This is a genomic window from Alteromonas sp. a30, from assembly GCF_026788005.1.
Taxonomy (GTDB): domain Bacteria; phylum Pseudomonadota; class Gammaproteobacteria; order Enterobacterales; family Alteromonadaceae; genus Paraneptunicella.
Genome location: NZ_JABEPE010000007.1, coordinates 66684 through 82770, shown reverse-complemented (window position 1 = coordinate 82770; position 16087 = coordinate 66684). Strand labels below are relative to the sequence as shown.

General features: G+C 44.3%; 11 protein-coding genes and 1 CRISPR repeat array. Of the genes, 3 read left to right on the top strand and 8 right to left on the bottom strand.

All coding sequences use genetic code 11. From position 1 onward, the window contains the following. Positions 1-63: 63 nt before the first annotated feature. Complete coding sequence (locus HJG39_RS08805) at positions 64-1029, bottom strand: hypothetical protein (protein WP_268408561.1); 966 nt, start codon at positions 1027-1029, stop codon at positions 64-66. A 160-nt stretch (positions 1030-1189) separates the two neighbouring features. On the opposite strand from HJG39_RS08805, the gene HJG39_RS08800 reads away from it, so the two are divergent. Together HJG39_RS08800 and HJG39_RS08795 are read left to right on the top strand one after the other, a co-directional pair. Then, on the top strand, positions 1190-2146 hold the full coding sequence (locus HJG39_RS08800) for a LysR family transcriptional regulator (protein WP_268408560.1): 957 nt from the start codon (positions 1190-1192) through the stop codon (positions 2144-2146). Between the two features lie 70 nt (positions 2147-2216). Further along, positions 2217-3287: an alkene reductase gene (locus tag HJG39_RS08795; RefSeq protein ID WP_268408558.1), complete on the top strand. Its 1071-nt coding sequence runs from the start codon at positions 2217-2219 to the stop codon at positions 3285-3287. Between the two features lie 61 nt (positions 3288-3348). Here the strand turns inward: HJG39_RS08795 and HJG39_RS08790 are convergent, their stop codons facing one another. From HJG39_RS08790 to HJG39_RS08775, 4 genes are all read right to left on the bottom strand, one after another. Then, entirely contained in the window at positions 3349-3636 is a 288-nt protein-coding gene (locus tag HJG39_RS08790; protein WP_268408556.1) for a hypothetical protein, read from the bottom strand. Between the two features lie 65 nt (positions 3637-3701). After that, positions 3702-4653: a CRISPR direct-repeat array (repeat unit 32 nt; unit sequence GTTTCAATCCACGCTTCCGCGAAGGAAGCGAC). A gap of 500 nt (positions 4654-5153) precedes the next feature. Next, positions 5154-6305 (bottom strand): MltA domain-containing protein, encoded by a 1152-nt coding sequence (locus tag HJG39_RS08785; protein WP_268408555.1) that lies wholly within the window; start codon positions 6303-6305, stop codon positions 5154-5156. A gap of 66 nt (positions 6306-6371) precedes the next feature. Next, on the bottom strand, positions 6372-7856 hold the full coding sequence (locus tag HJG39_RS08780; RefSeq protein WP_268408554.1) for an McrC family protein: 1485 nt from the start codon (positions 7854-7856) through the stop codon (positions 6372-6374). Between the two features lie 30 nt (positions 7857-7886). After that, positions 7887-10433: an McrB family protein gene (locus tag HJG39_RS08775; RefSeq protein WP_268408553.1), complete on the bottom strand. Its 2547-nt coding sequence runs from the start codon at positions 10431-10433 to the stop codon at positions 7887-7889. 435 nt (positions 10434-10868) lie between these two features. Between HJG39_RS08775 and HJG39_RS08770 the strand changes: the two genes are divergently transcribed. Beyond that, positions 10869-11261, top strand: coding sequence for a hypothetical protein (locus tag HJG39_RS08770; RefSeq protein ID WP_268408552.1), 393 nt, complete (start codon positions 10869-10871; stop codon positions 11259-11261). Between the two features lie 38 nt (positions 11262-11299). Here the strand turns inward: HJG39_RS08770 and HJG39_RS08765 are convergent, their stop codons facing one another. The 3 genes from HJG39_RS08765 to rbbA form a co-directional block, all read right to left on the bottom strand. Beyond that, positions 11300-12067: a hypothetical protein gene (locus tag HJG39_RS08765; RefSeq protein ID WP_268408551.1), complete on the bottom strand. Its 768-nt coding sequence runs from the start codon at positions 12065-12067 to the stop codon at positions 11300-11302. 139 nt (positions 12068-12206) lie between these two features. Beyond that, positions 12207-13334 (bottom strand): ABC-2 transporter permease, encoded by a 1128-nt coding sequence (locus HJG39_RS08760; RefSeq protein WP_268408550.1) that lies wholly within the window; start codon positions 13332-13334, stop codon positions 12207-12209. Then, positions 13334-16081: a ribosome-associated ATPase/putative transporter RbbA gene (gene rbbA / locus HJG39_RS08755; protein ID WP_268408549.1), complete on the bottom strand. Its 2748-nt coding sequence runs from the start codon at positions 16079-16081 to the stop codon at positions 13334-13336. The genes HJG39_RS08760 and rbbA overlap by 1 nt, the downstream gene beginning before the upstream one ends. Positions 16082-16087 lie beyond the last annotated feature (6 nt).

Sequence of the window (16087 nt, the reverse complement as noted above, 5' to 3'; positions counted from 1 at the left end):
AGTTGCGCTTTTCTTTATAGGCGTTTGATAGTCTATAGGTAACTGACAATGTGGAGCAGATATCTAACGCTTTTTCGAGGGTTTACTTCTCACTTGAACAACCTCGGTTGCGCGAGGATTTAACTTCGGTTCATGTGTATCTCTTAAATTTGCTACCACCGATACCGTCGAAGGTAACTTATGTTGCTGCTCAAATTGACTCAGACTCGATACTTGACCAGCCGTTGCCTGAAAGCGGGGACTCATATTTTGCGGCGCAAACACCACACTGCCTAATGAATTGGGTTGAATACCTTTGAAAAGGTGCTGCTTAGCTCTCCCTGAAATACCAATTTGATTCGCCGCTTTGGTTTGATCAACATTGATGATTTCCGAGCGTAACTTTTTCTTATCCTCCTCAACAACCGACGCGCCTAACACCTCATTCGTGGTGTTTTTGTCTACATCAAACCCTCGAATAACGGGCCCTGCATCACCCCACGACCCCATTCTTTGCTCAGCAATAACGCCGCGAGTTTGCACACTTGCCGTATTAAATAAGGTTGAATCTTTAGGTGTGTATTGCCCGCGAGTTTTTTGAACTTCGTGCGCTCGAACAGTGGTTTTTACCGAGGAATAACCATCCGCTTGGCCCCCTCGCTTCTCACGTCGCGCTTGCATCATCTTAGCAACCGCAGCCGCTTCTTGAGCAATGCCATAAGTTTGTTTTAAGTCTGATTTAATGATCTGTCCTGAATACGTTGCCACATAATGTTGGGCGCGACGTGCATCACCAAAATTCACCCACGTTTGTTTAGTTGGGCCTTCTGCGGCAACCACTCGCCCGCTTGGCTGCTGATGAATATCTTTGAATTTACTTCCCGGTGCAGCAGGCGCAAATACCGTGCTATATGCCCGATAAGACTCCTTACCATGACCATTGGTGAGTTTACTTGAGTCAACATTAACTACTTTTTTATTACGAACCGACTCTCCATCAACTTGATGAACAAAAGGCTTTAACGGGCCGTTACCATTTTGACCATCCATACCAGCTTCTCGTACTGTTAATCCAAAACGTATGGGTAAAAAGTACAACAATTAAGCAAATAAAGCCCTCAAAAAATGACCCAAAGAAGAAATAACCTATAGACCCACCGTTGCGTAATGCATACAATTCATAATAACAAAACAATTGACGACAAATCACATGAACGTTCGTGATCTAGAAACATTAAGTATTCGCTCGCTATCCATCTTCGTGACTTCCTGTCAAACGCTGAATTTAACGCAATGTGCTGAGCTTATGGGCTTACCAAAATCCACCGTAAGTAAGGAAATTACCAAACTAGAGGCACACTTCAAAACCAAACTATTAGAGCGCTCTACCCGTAATGTTTACATCACAGAACCTGGCCGCATCGTGTATCAACACGCACTCCAAATGCTTGATGGTTTACACATGTTGCAAGAGGATGTACGCACCATGGAAGAACAAGTTCAAGGCTTGCTCTACATTAGCGCGCCACCCGCCTTGGGATCGGTATTATCGGAACTCATTATCCCGGGATTCTTAAAGCGCTGGCCTAAAACCAGCATCCGGCTGAATTTGTCTTACAGTTTTGAAGACTTATTTGCAGGAGGGGTCGACTTAGCTATTCGTGTTGGAAAAGTGCATGACGAACGTTTAGTGAGCCGGCAAATTGGTGCTTCCACACGTTTGCTCGCAGCCAGCAAATCCTACGTTCAACAGCATGGCGCGCCTCAAATACCAGAAGACCTTTCTGCTCATAATTGCCTGCGCTTTGAGTTCAACCATACAACGACTAAATGGGCGCTGGTGTCAGGCGAAAACACCAAACTAATTGATGTTAGTGGCAATTTCTTTTGCTCCAACATTCCGGCATTAAGGCAAGTTACTTTGCAGGGCTGCGGCATCGCTCAACTGCCCATTAGTGCTGTTAAAGAGGATGTGGTAAAAGGCGACTTAGTTCGCATCCTTCCCGATTGGCATTTATCCGAAAACCCAATATTTGCGGTGTATCGCGGCGGCATTAATCGTCCAAAAAAACTCCAAGCCATGTTGGATTATTTATCCGAGCATAAAGATGTTTTCGCACTCACTTGTAATTGTTTCCATAATTACAACAGTGATTTTCAAATTTAAACATTGTTTCTTTTTGTTTGCATCCCTACTTTCTATTCCAACGAAATGAATGATCACCTTTGGAGCTTTTATGTCTGACTTATCGTTACTTTCCCCCATTACATTAGGCGATGTCGAATTACCTAATCGCGTATTAATGGCACCGCTGACGCGTACTCGCGCCGATGGCGACATGCCTACGCCCATCATGGCAGAACATTACGCTCAGCGCGCCAGTGCTGGGTTATTGATTGCCGAAGCTACCGCCGTAATGGAAGGCTGTGTAGCGTTTTACAACGGTCCCGGTATTTATTCAGCTGAACACGCCAAGGCATGGAAAAACGTTACCGATGCGGTCCATGCCAAAGGCGGTCGTATTTTCTTACAACTTTGGCATGGTGGTCGTGCATGTCATCCCGCATTAAATGATGGCAAAACACCCGTTGCTGCCAGCGCTATCGCGATTACTAACGATGAGGTCCACACACCAGGAGGCAAAAAAGCCTATACCGTGCCTCGCGCACTTGAAGTCAGTGAAATTCCAAGCATCGTTGAAGGCTTTAAACAAGGCGCCCTTTACGCTCAAGAAGCCGGTTTTGATGGCGTGGAAATCCACGCTGCTAATGGTTATTTACTGGATAATTTCCTACGTGATGGCTCAAATTTGCGTGACGACGAATACGGTGGCTCTTTAAAAAACCGAGCGCGTTTGTTGTTCGAAGTATTAGACGCCGTAGTCGACGTCTGGGGCGCAGGCAAAGTAGGTATTCGCACCTCGCCACTCAACAGTTTCAACAGCATGAAAGACAGCGATCCGGTTGGCTTAACTAGCTGGTTAGGTGAGCAATTTAATCGCTACAACTTGGCTTACTGGCACTTAATGCGCGCCGACTTTTTCGGTGAACAAACTGGCGACGTGATTTCTGCCGCAAAAGCCCACTACAACGGCAATTTGGTTGGCAACATGGGCTACAGTAAAGAAGAGGCAGACGCTTCCATTCGTGAAGGTCAACTTGCAGCCGTTGCATTTGGCGTGCCTTACATTGCCAATCCAGACTTGGTTGAGCGCTTCCAAGCAGGCGCTGAATTGAACCAAGCCGACCCTAACACCTTCTATGTTGGTGGCGAGAAAGGCTATATCGACTACCCCGCTCTCAAGTAATTGCGTTTCATTGTCAATCTCCGGTAGAGACTTATCGCAAACATCAAAAACGGTGGCTGATTCACTTTCGAAAAGCATACTTTTCAGTGAGGGGTGAAAAGTTTTGAGCGAGCACGGATGCGAAAGCGCCTTTGGATTGCTTTAATTTTTCAAAGCTTCGCGCAAAATTTTTCTGCATCGCGCTAAGTGCGGCTTCTGCGCTAAGTGCGACTTCTTCGCTAAGTGCGGCTTCTGCGCTAAGTGCGGCTTCTGCGCTAAGTGCGGCTTCTGCGCTAAGTGCGGCTTCTGCGCTAAGTGCGGCTTCTGCGCTAAGTGAATGCCCTTTTAAAACACGCTTTTCGTCATCCATGACCGCTGCACCTCGACTTCCTGTCTCGGAGCGTTTTAAAAGGGCATATCACTCATCGCTTCTAAGGATAAATCCACGCTTCCGCGAAGGAAGCGACGGGATAGGCGCTGGAAAAGGGCAACAGTGCCATCGTTTCAATCCACGCTTCCGCGAAGGAAGCGACTTTTCTTATGTTGGTTTTCCATTAATTTATTCCTGTTTCAATCCACGCTTCCGCGAAGGAAGCGACGATTTAGCCGCAAAATTACAGTTATACCTAAATAGTTTCAATCCACGCTTCCGCGAAGGAAGCGACACCCGTACCCTTATAATCAGGGTCAATTTCGACGGTTTCAATCCACGCTTCCGCGAAGGAAGCGACACTCCCCAAAAGAGGGATACTTAAAGGAAGAAAAGTTTCAATCCACGCTTCCGCGAAGGAAGCGACCCGCCAGACGTTTGATTAATGCCGCACTCTTTGGTTTCAATCCACGCTTCCGCGAAGGAAGCGACGCCGGCGCTTGTGGTATCTGTCCCGTCACGTTTCGTTTCAATCCACGCTTCCGCGAAGGAAGCGACCATGCGAGCTGGCATAAAACATTGATGTCGCCTGTTTCAATCCACGCTTCCGCGAAGGAAGCGACCCTACACCTAAACCGTCTTTATCAATTGCAATATGTTTCAATCCACGCTTCCGCGAAGGAAGCGACCGGACAAAATAGATTACGCGAAGCTGGAGAAATTGTTTCAATCCACGCTTCCGCGAAGGAAGCGACTGGGATGATCTCACAGCCCTGTTTAGTGATATTGTTTCAATCCACGCTTCCGCGAAGGAAGCGACGTTTCATAAAATGCCTATTCAATAATTTTTATTAGTTTCAATCCACGCTTCCGCGAAGGAAGCGACGCCGGGAGATCAAGCAACGCAAAGCGAGAAATCTGTTTCAATCCACGCTTCCGCGAAGGAAGCGACTAACCGAAATTCCTCCTCCCCTTCTTCCAAACAGTTTCAATCCACGCTTCCGCGAAGGAAGCGACTGCCCCTTCTACAAGCCTTAACATGCAAGGGGCGAAACTGCATTTTGCGCTAACCTCGGTTTTTAGGCACTTTTTCAGCGTTCATTTTTCAATCGAAAAAATTAACTGTTTGTTTTATAAGAAAATTTAGTTAGCGCTAGACCCCTAGGGTTTTCATGTGAACCAAGGGTTAGCGCAAACTTCAAAAGATTTGGAAGGATTGAAGCAAGACAAAGCATAGTTTTCAGGAAGAAAAGTCCTGAGTGAGCAGGGATGCGCAAGCGTCTTTGAGAAAGTGAATCAGCCGCCGTTTTTTGAATTTGGATACCGTAGTTTCAAAGTTATCGGTAGAGAATTAGGAGCAAACCCTCAGCCGCAGGGAAGCGGCTGCGGAGCGTACATGGAGGTATTCACAGCGAGTTTGCGATAAATATCTACCGGTGACTCGAAGCCGAAGTCCATCTAAAAATCCGCTTGGAGTGCAAACGCCCAAACTCAAAAACGGCGGCTAAGAGTTGCGCCTAATTCTCGACCTGTGGCTTTGCAAGCATAATCCAAGCGTTCGCATAATCGGGAATATGCTTATTTTCTCGATGATAATCCGACCAGCCATAATAGCTGCCCACCAGTAAATCGAGCTGGAATAAATTATCGGTAAATGCGCCGCCTTCGTCTGCCAATACCGCCAAACGACTTTGCTTAAACGAAGAATCGCCCGCGTCCTTAGCAAAATCAAATAAAAACAACTTACCTAACCCCAACTGCTGCACATTGCCCGCCACACTCACTTGCGCCGCTAACGGAATTTTTTCTTCAATGCGCTTGCCATAGCCCATAATTCCCGGTACTTCAGCAAAATACCAATAGCGTGCTTGCTCGTTTTTACCAAGGTGATAATCGTAAGCAATAGCATTGTTACGATGCACATTAAAATAGCGCGTTTCGCCTGCTACTTGCAGCACGCCCGTGCCTTGCAATAACACATCGTGCAACGCCTCTTCAGTGATCCACACCAACGGCTTCGCAAGGTTTGTATTTAGCAGCGCACCATCAATAATTTGCTGTCGAGTAAAGGTAAAGCGCGTTAATGCGGATTGGTTTGCTTCAGCTTGCTCAGGAGACATCCCCTGCTCATCAAACGGCAATGCATACAAGGCTTGGTTGTATTTAGGTGTTCGTTTGGCGCTGCCCTGCAACATTTTAGTGTAATACTTGGTGAGGAAAATTTGCTGCGCCGGAATGTTGTTAAGCAAGCGCGTTTTCACGTCATTGGTGCTTTTTTTCGCCACTTTATTTGCCTTTTCTTTGTCGGGATACCAACGAATAAAATCAAAATTGGCTTTCAAAAATTCGGCATCGTTTAAGCGCGATGGTGTGCCCGATTCCACATCACTTTCATACACCTCACAAATAAATTCCAGCGTGTATTTCACCCGAGCAAGACTCGCACCGCGCTTTGCAACCACACCATCATGCACCGCGTAAGCGTCGTCTGGATGTTGATTCAAATACGTCAAAGTGTTGCGCGCCACCGCACAAAGCTGATCGGCATCGAATTGCACTGAATCGGAAAAGGCAGGCGCAATATCCTGCTCAAAACGCGGCGCGGCATGAAGATGCGCTGAGGAAAGGGAAAATATCAAAAAACAAGACAAACAAAAAATGGCTTTCATGGAATCAATTAGGTTAGCTAAGCGGATGATTAGTATAGGCAATTATGGGCAATAAGGGGAAGGAAGTTATGTTTTATGCTCACCAATAACAACACCTAAAAGTGCTTTTATGTCAATTCGTTCAGAGCAATCATGACTAATATCGAACGGCACGACTTTTAAACTTAGCTGACGCGCCTCATCGTAATAGAAGTCATGGATTAGCGGCGCATCAAACTGGCTAGTTTTCGGGTAAATTAACACCATTTTGCCAACGCCATTTAAATACTTGTAACCATAACCCAGCATTTGGTAAAAGTCGGACTGGGCCAAGCCAAACTTGCCTTTGCGAGAGGTTTTATCCGAGTTTATCAACTTCCACTTGGTATCTAGAATCACTTTGTCATTTTTTAGGCCATTTTCCGGATTATTTTCTAAGCTACTTTCTAATCCAGTCAGGTACAAATCCGGCTTTAACCGAAAATACCCTTGACCATCAAAGCTCACTAAGTGGTGCTTTTGCACTTGGGTAGAAAGCGTTAATGTTTTAGGCAAAATTTGCTTTAAATGCTGTGCTACAAAGCTTTCAAAAATCGCTTCCATCGGAAACAACAACGAAAATGCATGATGCTCACCCAACATGGTTTGCGGCGAGAATCCAAATAAAATCAACTTCGCCCAACTTAATGGAACTTGATAATGCTGCATTCCTCGTTGAGGCGTTATTGCGTCGAAATCCTGCTGGTAATCTTGGCTCAACTCAATGCCATCGAAGGCAAATAAAAGCTCGTGTACTAAACGCTTATTGCTGTTCAAGCGTGTGTAGCTGGCAACGGTTTTTAACGCCGAGTGCAGCAACTTATTTTCCACTCGATCGGCAACATAATTGTTGAATTCAACGTAAAACTTGTAACGATGAATAAAATTATGTTTGAGCTGTTTAGCGTGCAATAACTTGCCTTTTAGGAAGGTATTATTACTTTGTTGGCGCTGATAATCGTGTTTAATGCCCTTTTTCACTAATTCCTTTACGGAATTCAAAAACTGCGAGATGAAGATTTCAAGCAGCGGCATTTTTTGTTGATTGATGTTAGCGCTGTTGGTTTTGATATGGCGAAATTGCTTTAACGACTGCAACATCTTTAATAACGACTTTCTCGCCAAAACACTGGCATCTTCTTGAGCGTTATGTCGTGCAACTTTTGGCAGGATTTCAATTTGTGTTGCATCAGGGCAAAGCACTACGCCAGCGTAGTTTTGAACCTGCAACATTTCCATCCCTCGCGAAAGCCTAAGTTGTAAAAAGCGGGATTCCGACTGCTCTGATAAACAACGTTTCTTTAGGTATTCAAAAGCGGAGTTAGAAATCCAGTGAACTTTCTTATTACCCACGCTGATTGACTGCTTGGCTTTTTCATCCGTGCTCACATAGTCGTATTCATAAAGGGTGACGTCCGAAATGGTTTTCGAATTCGATTTGGCAAACGGCGCGCTTTGATTACGCGCTTTACTACTTATCTTCAGGCTGCTTTTATCACTGCCTTTACCACTGCTTTTACCTATCGAAGCCATGCTTAACTCTCGCGGTGGATCACAACAACATTAAGCACGTATATCGTACATGCGAATATAAGTCAGCGCATTTTCCAATTGTTCAGAAATATCCGTCGCAAGCTGATAATTCGCAATGTGCTCGTCGAATGCCTCGAGTTCATAGCTTTCACCAAACAGGTCATGGATATTGTCGCTCTGCTTTTCGATAAGCGTTGGAAGCGCTCGCAACGCTTTTTGATTATCTGCCAACACCAAGCGGATTTTCTCCCAATCTTCAAAGAAATACTCAGCTAAAAGCGGAATGATTTTGTTTTTAAAACAAAGCGCGAGTTCTTGTATTGCCGCTTGATGATCGTTCTCGATAATGCGCTCAATAACAGGCATGAAAAAAGCGTGACCCAAGGTGTGTTCCCTGTCGTAGAGGGCAGTAATACGCTGATTTAAACGTGCTAACAATGCACTTAAATCTAGCTCTTTCCCATCTTGAAAAATGCAATACGGCGTTCCCGTATCATCCGCCAATTTGCTGTAATCGGACATCATTTCAACAAAATCGAAACGACGTCGTAACGCGGTATCCATTAACGCCAAAGAACGGTCTGCGGTGTTCATTGTGCCAATAAGATAAAGGTTATCTGGCACAGAGAAGGGGTTTCCTGAATAGGGTAACACCACTTGTAAACTTTCGTTTTGCCCGGCTCTTTTGGAAGGTTCGATTAAGGTGATGAGCTCACCAAAAATTTGCGAGATATTGCCTCTGTTGATTTCATCAATAATGAGGACGAAGTTTTGTTTTTCGACTTGTACTTTTTCATTTGTTTGCGTTGGTAGATGCGCTCTAATTTCATTTAACGCACGAATAAAATACGAAGCATGTTGTTTGGCTAACCCCGATACAACACTCGACTGCTTAACCCCTTGCCTATCTTTTACATCTTCTAAATGCAGCGCTTTCAAGTCCTCATATTTCATTAAAAATGAGGATTGCCAATTTTCTCCTCCGTATCGAAAGCCATCGGCCTCAATGCTTAATATCGCGCACGACTCTGTTAGCGGAAAAGAGTCTATTTCATCAAACATAGACAACTTAAAGGCGTCTAACGCTTCAATAAATGCTTGCTCTTTACTCAGCTCAACCTGCGATTTTTGACTGTCCTTGAGGTTTTGCTCAGCCGCATAACAAATAGTTTTAAAAATACCCTCTTTCTCAAAATAGCTAAGTTGTCCGTCATGTGTTTTTGCGCTCAACCCCTCAACAAATTCTTCATAGCCATAGCTTTGGTGGAAGGTGACAAAACGAATACGGCCTTCACGCATTAAATCGTCGTATTTTTGTTTATAGGATTTTCGTTTTTGTGCTTCTCCCTCACCTTCGGGCTGAAACGTTGGCTCGGCGGCATCAACTGCCAACTTAACCGTGTGATAGGTTTTTCCTGTGCCCGGCGGGCCATAAAGAATTTGGTTTAATCCCATGGAAAGCATATTGTCGTCATCCTGATATTGAGGTGTATTTTCAGCAATCTGCTGCGGGCGATTCTCACCGCCATTTTGCTTTTTGCCCTGTAAAGCGGGAACGGAGAATTCATAAAGATACCAAAGCAAAATATTACGGGTAATAACGTCAATTTCTTGCGGCAAATACGGCGCGGTTTTTTCAATGAGCTGCGCATTATCATCTAGCCATAAATTGGTGCGTTTTATATCAATTTGAAAGTGTTCTCTTAGCAACGGAAAAAGCTTATTCAGATAGCTATCACCAACAATACTCGTTAAGTGTACAGGGTCAGCAACGGCAAATACTCTGCGGATCACAGCCCACAATACGCGCTCAAAACCCGCCTCATTTTTCCATTGACGAAGGACGGATTGATAGCATTCTTTAGTGGGGTTATTAAGAATATCAAAGGTGATTTGTTTTAAGAATTGGTGACTAGCTTGGAACTCCCTTTTGTACATAAAACCGCGTCCAACACTCGCCACGCCATTGGCTACTTTTGCCCAGAGCTTTTCTAACGTTTTGTCGCTAAGCGTGTTGGTTTGTTTTATCTCCTGGGCAAGTTCACACGCTTGGGCATAGCCTTTATACCAGCCATCTTCACTGAATTCCTCTTGTTTTAACCACTGTAGGTAAAGCGCCAAACTGTGTTGCGATTCACCTTGTTCCCAAAGCTTATCAAGCGTAGTTTGGTATTGAACCTGAACGGCATCGCCCGATGCAATTGAATGCCAATTCTGTTCAGGGCAAGTCACTTGCAATAACACTTGTGGAATACAGCCTTGTTCACAATTTTCACGAACAGACTCCACTTTGAAACGAATAAAGGTTGATTGCTGCTCGGGATTATCCCAATTCGTTGCGGAATACGCGGCTTTAATAACAACGCCTTTCATGAATAAACCGTTGGGAAGGCCAGCGTCATGAGGAACTTCTCTCTGCATCATATAAACGCTATCGCCAATAACAGCTTGTTTGATTTGTTCACTGTTGCAAGGCCACTCAACTTCATCACCAACATTGTATTTACGCTGTTTTTTAGACTGACCATTTACATCAATCGTATCAGTGCGATGCCAAGTAAGCACAAAAGAAGCCATGGGTAAGTCCTTGATTTACAATATAAATGCAGAGTAGCTAACAATTGCCTAATAAAACGAGTGCAGCTATGGAAAAATTAAATTTTGACACCTTATCTTTTGCATTAAAAGCTTTTCAAAAAAATGAACAATCAATATCATTAAATATTTACAAAGTCAGGAATTGGTAATTTTTAATTACATAAATATAAATAAGCTTAAAACCGTATAAAACGCAACTCCTCAATATCCTTAACAATCGGAAGCTATTACCTTAATTTAAACAGGCGTTAACGTTTATTTGGAAATAGGTTATTTAACGCCCAAACACACTTTATAAAAACCAAGTTAACATTAAGCTCTTTATACGAATTTTTGCAGCTTATAAAGGTTTGTACGCTGCTTAGCGCTTTATTTAGGCTTTCTTAGTTAATTCTTAATTTACAAGGATTAAAAATGAAAACTAAATTATCACTACTCACTACCCTTTCTGGTATTTTGATCTCTTTCTCATCACTCGCATTAACAACCAGTGTTGAGTTTAAGAACACCACATCAAAAGCAGAAACCCTGATCGATGGTCAAAATGTGAGCGGGTCAATTACCCCTTCCGTACCGAATCCACTTCAACCATTTAGCTCTTCTTTCCATCTTTCGAACACGCCCGGCACTTCGGTTGAAGCAGGCGTCATTCGTTTTTCTTCATGTCGTTTTAATTGGTCGACAATTAATTTAGGTGGGATCTATAGTTTTTCGCGAGGAGCGGAACCTTCATCTGACTGCGCTGTAGAGGTGTTACAACAAAATGTATTTACCGGTGAGCATAACGTAAGGTTTATCATTAAATAACTAAGGAATTGGATACAGGCACTGCATTTGTGCCTGTATTAATTTGAATTGAAAGCGATTTGTTCCAATCGATTAAACGCATGAGCATTCCCGTTTTTGGCGTTATCCACTACCGATTGAGCCCGTTCAAATAGGCTGAGTAAATTGTCAGAATCGATATTAGGATCGTTATGAATTCTGGCTTTAAACTGCGCTTTTTCTTCGATATTAAAGTCGTGTTCCCGAAGTGCATCTAAAAGCGTGGAAGTAGAACCTGATTTATTAAAATCCTTCGGCTCTTCGCCCTGCTTTTGGGCTTCTGCTTCATACAATGGAATTGCTAATTCTCTTTGCCCCTTATAACGCTCAGAATTTCGTTCCTCCGGCGACAACGAATCTAAATAGTTAATATAGTTCTCATAGTAATTTTTTAAATCTGGTGGTGATTGTTGGGCATATTTTCCGAACGCGTCAAACTCTCGCTGACTAATTTGATTCGCAATCTCACTTTTCTGCTGAGAGGTTAACCCTGCTTCGTTGTCTAATCTGGCGGCTAAATTGCTTGGAGTAGCGGCATTGGAGGATTGATCCAATAGTGTTCTAAATATTTTTTCTCCACTGGATTTCAGCAGACTTTGTGTTTTTTCTGAAAATTGCGCTTTATTCAGCGCTAACAATGCGTCTTCAGAAATGTCCGCTTTATCTAACAGCGAAATACGAGCGGGCTCTTGTTTATCGGAAGCGGTCTTTTTAGGAAAAAGAGTATCGTATAACGCCGATGCGGAACCCTGCTGATCGGTTTTATTAGGATAGTGAGTAATATTCATAAGAACTCCTAACCGAAAATACACCTAACTTAATCGGCTGATGTTAATTCATCGTTATGCGTTTAAGCGCCAAGTCGTATAGAGAAACAAAAAGCGCTATATAAATTTTTTGACACTTACCTTTAAAATCAAGCATCAACTATGCCATTTTGCTTAAAAACTTCCTGAACCAGATTAACGACAGCGAGAACAGTATTGCCCCGATAATGGTGAGCGCTAAAAACTGCGGCCAAACAATGGTTAATCCGGCACCGCGATACAATATTGCTTGAGCAAGGGCCACAAAGTGGGTGGTTGGCGCAATTTGCATTATCCACTGAATTGGTTCTGCCATACTTTCAAACGGTGTCATTGAGCCGGAAAGAATTTGCAGAGGTAATAACACCATAAACATCAGCAAACCAAATTGCGGCATGGAGCGCGCGATAGTTCCTAAGAAGATACCAAGAGAGGTTGAGGCAAATAGGTTTAACGTAACCCCAAGGAAAAACAGCCCTAATGAACCTGCAATCGGCACGGCAAGCAGCCATTGAACCACCACCGTAAGGGAGAAAAACGACGCCAATATAACCACAAAAGCCATCGCCCACACCTTGCTCACCATAATCTCAAATGGCGTGACTGGCATCACCAACAAATGCTCAACGGTGCCATGCTCCCGCTCTCGAATCAGCGCTGCGCCTGTCAATATAATTGACAGAAGGGTAATGCTATTGATGATTTCCATGACTGATGCAAACCACACATTGCTTAGTTCTGGGTTAAAGCGCGCGCGCAATGTTAGGTTAACGGGCATGGCGCTATTAGAACGATAACCATTTAAATATTCGTCAATTTCTGCATTGACGATGGATTGGATGTATCCACTTCCGGTAAAGGCTTGGCTCATGCGGGTTGCGTCAACATTTAATTGAATGACAACTTGCTTCCCTGCCAATATATCGCGCTCAAAGTTGTTCGGAATATATAATGCAAAGGTATCTAAACCCGCATCCATTCGGGCGTCCATTTGCTCCGCAGAAATGACCTCGGGTGATAAGAAGTAAGGAGGATAAAACGCATCTGTAATACGATGTGAAAGCGTTGACCTATCTTCATCAACAACCGCTATCGTCGCTTTGTTCAGGTTTTCCGGCATGGATGTCGCCTTTGTATAAACCGAGAAGGTAAAAGCAAACAGAATCAATAGCAGCATTATCGGGTCGCGCAGCAAACTGCGTAATTCTTTAATGCCTAACTGATAAATGTTACGTAACTCCCTTCTCATCACGATTCCTGCTTCTTCAATAAAATGACGGTAAACCCTATTAAAATGGGAACGGATAAGAGCAGCGGAACGAAAGAGGCGTAGAGATCGGCAAACCCTAATGCTTTTGAAAATGTTCCCCGAGCGATGGTGACAAAATGGGTTGTAGGATACACCTCGCCAATAAAGCGTCCTGCGCCAGACAAGGTGGAAACGGGATGTATTAACCCTGAAAACTGAATTGCCGGCAACATGGTAACGATAGCCGTGCCAAAAAGTGCTGCAACTTGGCTTTTCACAAAGGTCGACATCAACAACCCTAGCGCTGTTGATGCTGATACATACACCAATGCTGTTACACTTAGCGCCAGAAAACTGCCTGTTATTGGCACCTCAAACACGGTTAGCGCAATCACCACCAACAACAAAAAGCTCAGCCACGACAAAGCAATGTAGGGCAACTGCTTGCCGATCAAAAATTCTAAACGGCTAATTGGCGTCACATAAAGATTGATAATGGACCCGAGTTCTTTTTCACGAACAACGGATAACGCGCTGAGAATGGCGGGAATCATCATCAACAAAATCGGAATAATCGCAGGCACAATCGCAGGCAAACTGTTCATTTCAGGGTTATAGCGAAAGCGAGTTTCGATTGTTGCATTCGAGGCTGCCGCCGCATCGCCATAAATTTGGCGTATCTTCGCTTTAAGCCACTGTGCATGAATGCCAACCATATACCCGCGCACTGTTTCAGCTCGCTGCGGCATACTGCCATCTATCCACGCGCCAATTTCAACATTGTCGCCGTGGGCTAAATCCCGTGCAAAATTCACTGGAATCACCAATGCTAAACTGATCTCGCCGCTTTTCATGCGTTTGTCTATATCGTCATAGCGCTGTAAAGGCGGCATTTGCGTGAAATACCGAGAACCGGAGAGGCTTAAAACATAATCTCGACTGGTTGCACTTTTATCTTGGTCAAGTACCGCAAATTTCAGGTTGTTTACATCCATATTCAAACCGTATCCAAGCACCAGCATCAAGATAACGCTGCCTAATACCGCCAGCGACATGCGAATGGGATCACGAATGAGCTCAAGTGTTTCCCGACGGGTATAACTGAACATGCGCCGCAAGCTTATTTTTGAGACTTTTCGTTCAGTAATGTCGCTCGTCAGCATGTTCGTGCTGTTTAATTCAGGCGCGTCTGGTTCTGTTTTATTTTCTTCAAGCGCTTCTTCAAGATGACAAATAAACGCATCTTCAAGGCTTTCTGATTGTTTCCTTTGAATAATCGCATCAGGCGCATCACTCACCAACACTTTCCCAGCGTGCATAAGGGATATACGGTCGCAACGCTCTGCCTCATTCATAAAATGTGTGGAAATGAAGATGGTGACATTTTCATCCCGCGCTAGGCTAATCAGAATACGCCAGAATTCATCACGAGCGAGCGGGTCTACGCCTGAGGTTGGTTCGTCCAAAATCAACATTTCAGGCTTGTGGATCATGGCAGACGCTAAGGAAAGCCGTTGTCGCTCCCCTAACGGTAATGCACTCGGCAAGCTATTTTTAACCGAATGCAGACCAAATTTTTCAACCATTTCATGCGCACGCTCAAACACCTGTGATTCTTCTATCCCATATAAACGCGCGTGCAGCTCCAAGTTCTGCCACACTGTTAGTTCTGAATACAATGAGAATGATTGAGTCACATAGCCCACACGACGCCGCGTATCTAAGTCGTCAGGGTCAACCGCTTGACCAAACAGCCACGCTTTCCCTTCCGAAGCCGGTAATAGCCCGGTTAGCATTTTCATGGTGGTGGTTTTGCCGCAACCATTGGAACCTAAGAAGCCAAAAATCTCACCTTGATGAATTGAAAAGCTAACGTTATCAACGGCGGTAAAATCGCCAAAACGCATTGAGAGATGCTTAGCTTCAATGGCTATATGTTGACCATCCGACGCTTGTCGCTTTTTAACTTCAACGGGTTTGTATCCCGCCGTTTTAGACTCAGGCAACAAACGAATAAAGGCTTCTTCTAAGCGCTGACTTTGAGTTTGCAGGAGCAATTCTTGTGGCGTTCCAGTTGCTAATACTCTGCCTTCATCCATTGCCACAAGGCTGTCGAACTTGGCGGCTTCTTCCATGTAAGCTGTAGCAACCAATACGGTCATATGGGGGCGATTTTGCCGAATACGCGCTATCAACTCCCAAAATTGCCGACGTGATAATGGGTCAACGCCGGTTGTCGGTTCATCTAAAATCAATAACTCGGGATCATGAATCAGCGCACAGCATAAACCCAACTTTTGCTTCATCCCGCCGGATAATTTGCCAGCGGGACGTTTTTCAAAATCTGCTAAGCCAGTTGCTTTTAGTAGATCGTTAATACGGCGCTTGCGCTCACTTGCGGCATGACCAAATAACCGGCCAAAAAAATCGAGGTTTTCAGTAACCGAAAGGGTTTCGTACAGGTTTTTCCCCAATCCTTGGGGCATGTAGGCTATCGTAGGGCACACCCGCCGACGATGGCGCGCATCAGACATGTCACCACCAAAAACATGAACCTCGCCTTTTTGAATTGCCCGAGCGCCAGAAATCAAAGACAACACACTTGATTTGCCCACACCATCAGGCCCGATTAAGCCAATCATTTTTCCTGAAGCAATATCTAAAGAAATACTATCGAGGGCAACGCTATCGGCGTAGCGCAAGCTAACACCCTTTAACTGAACCACCCATTCACTATCGGTTTTCATAACGCA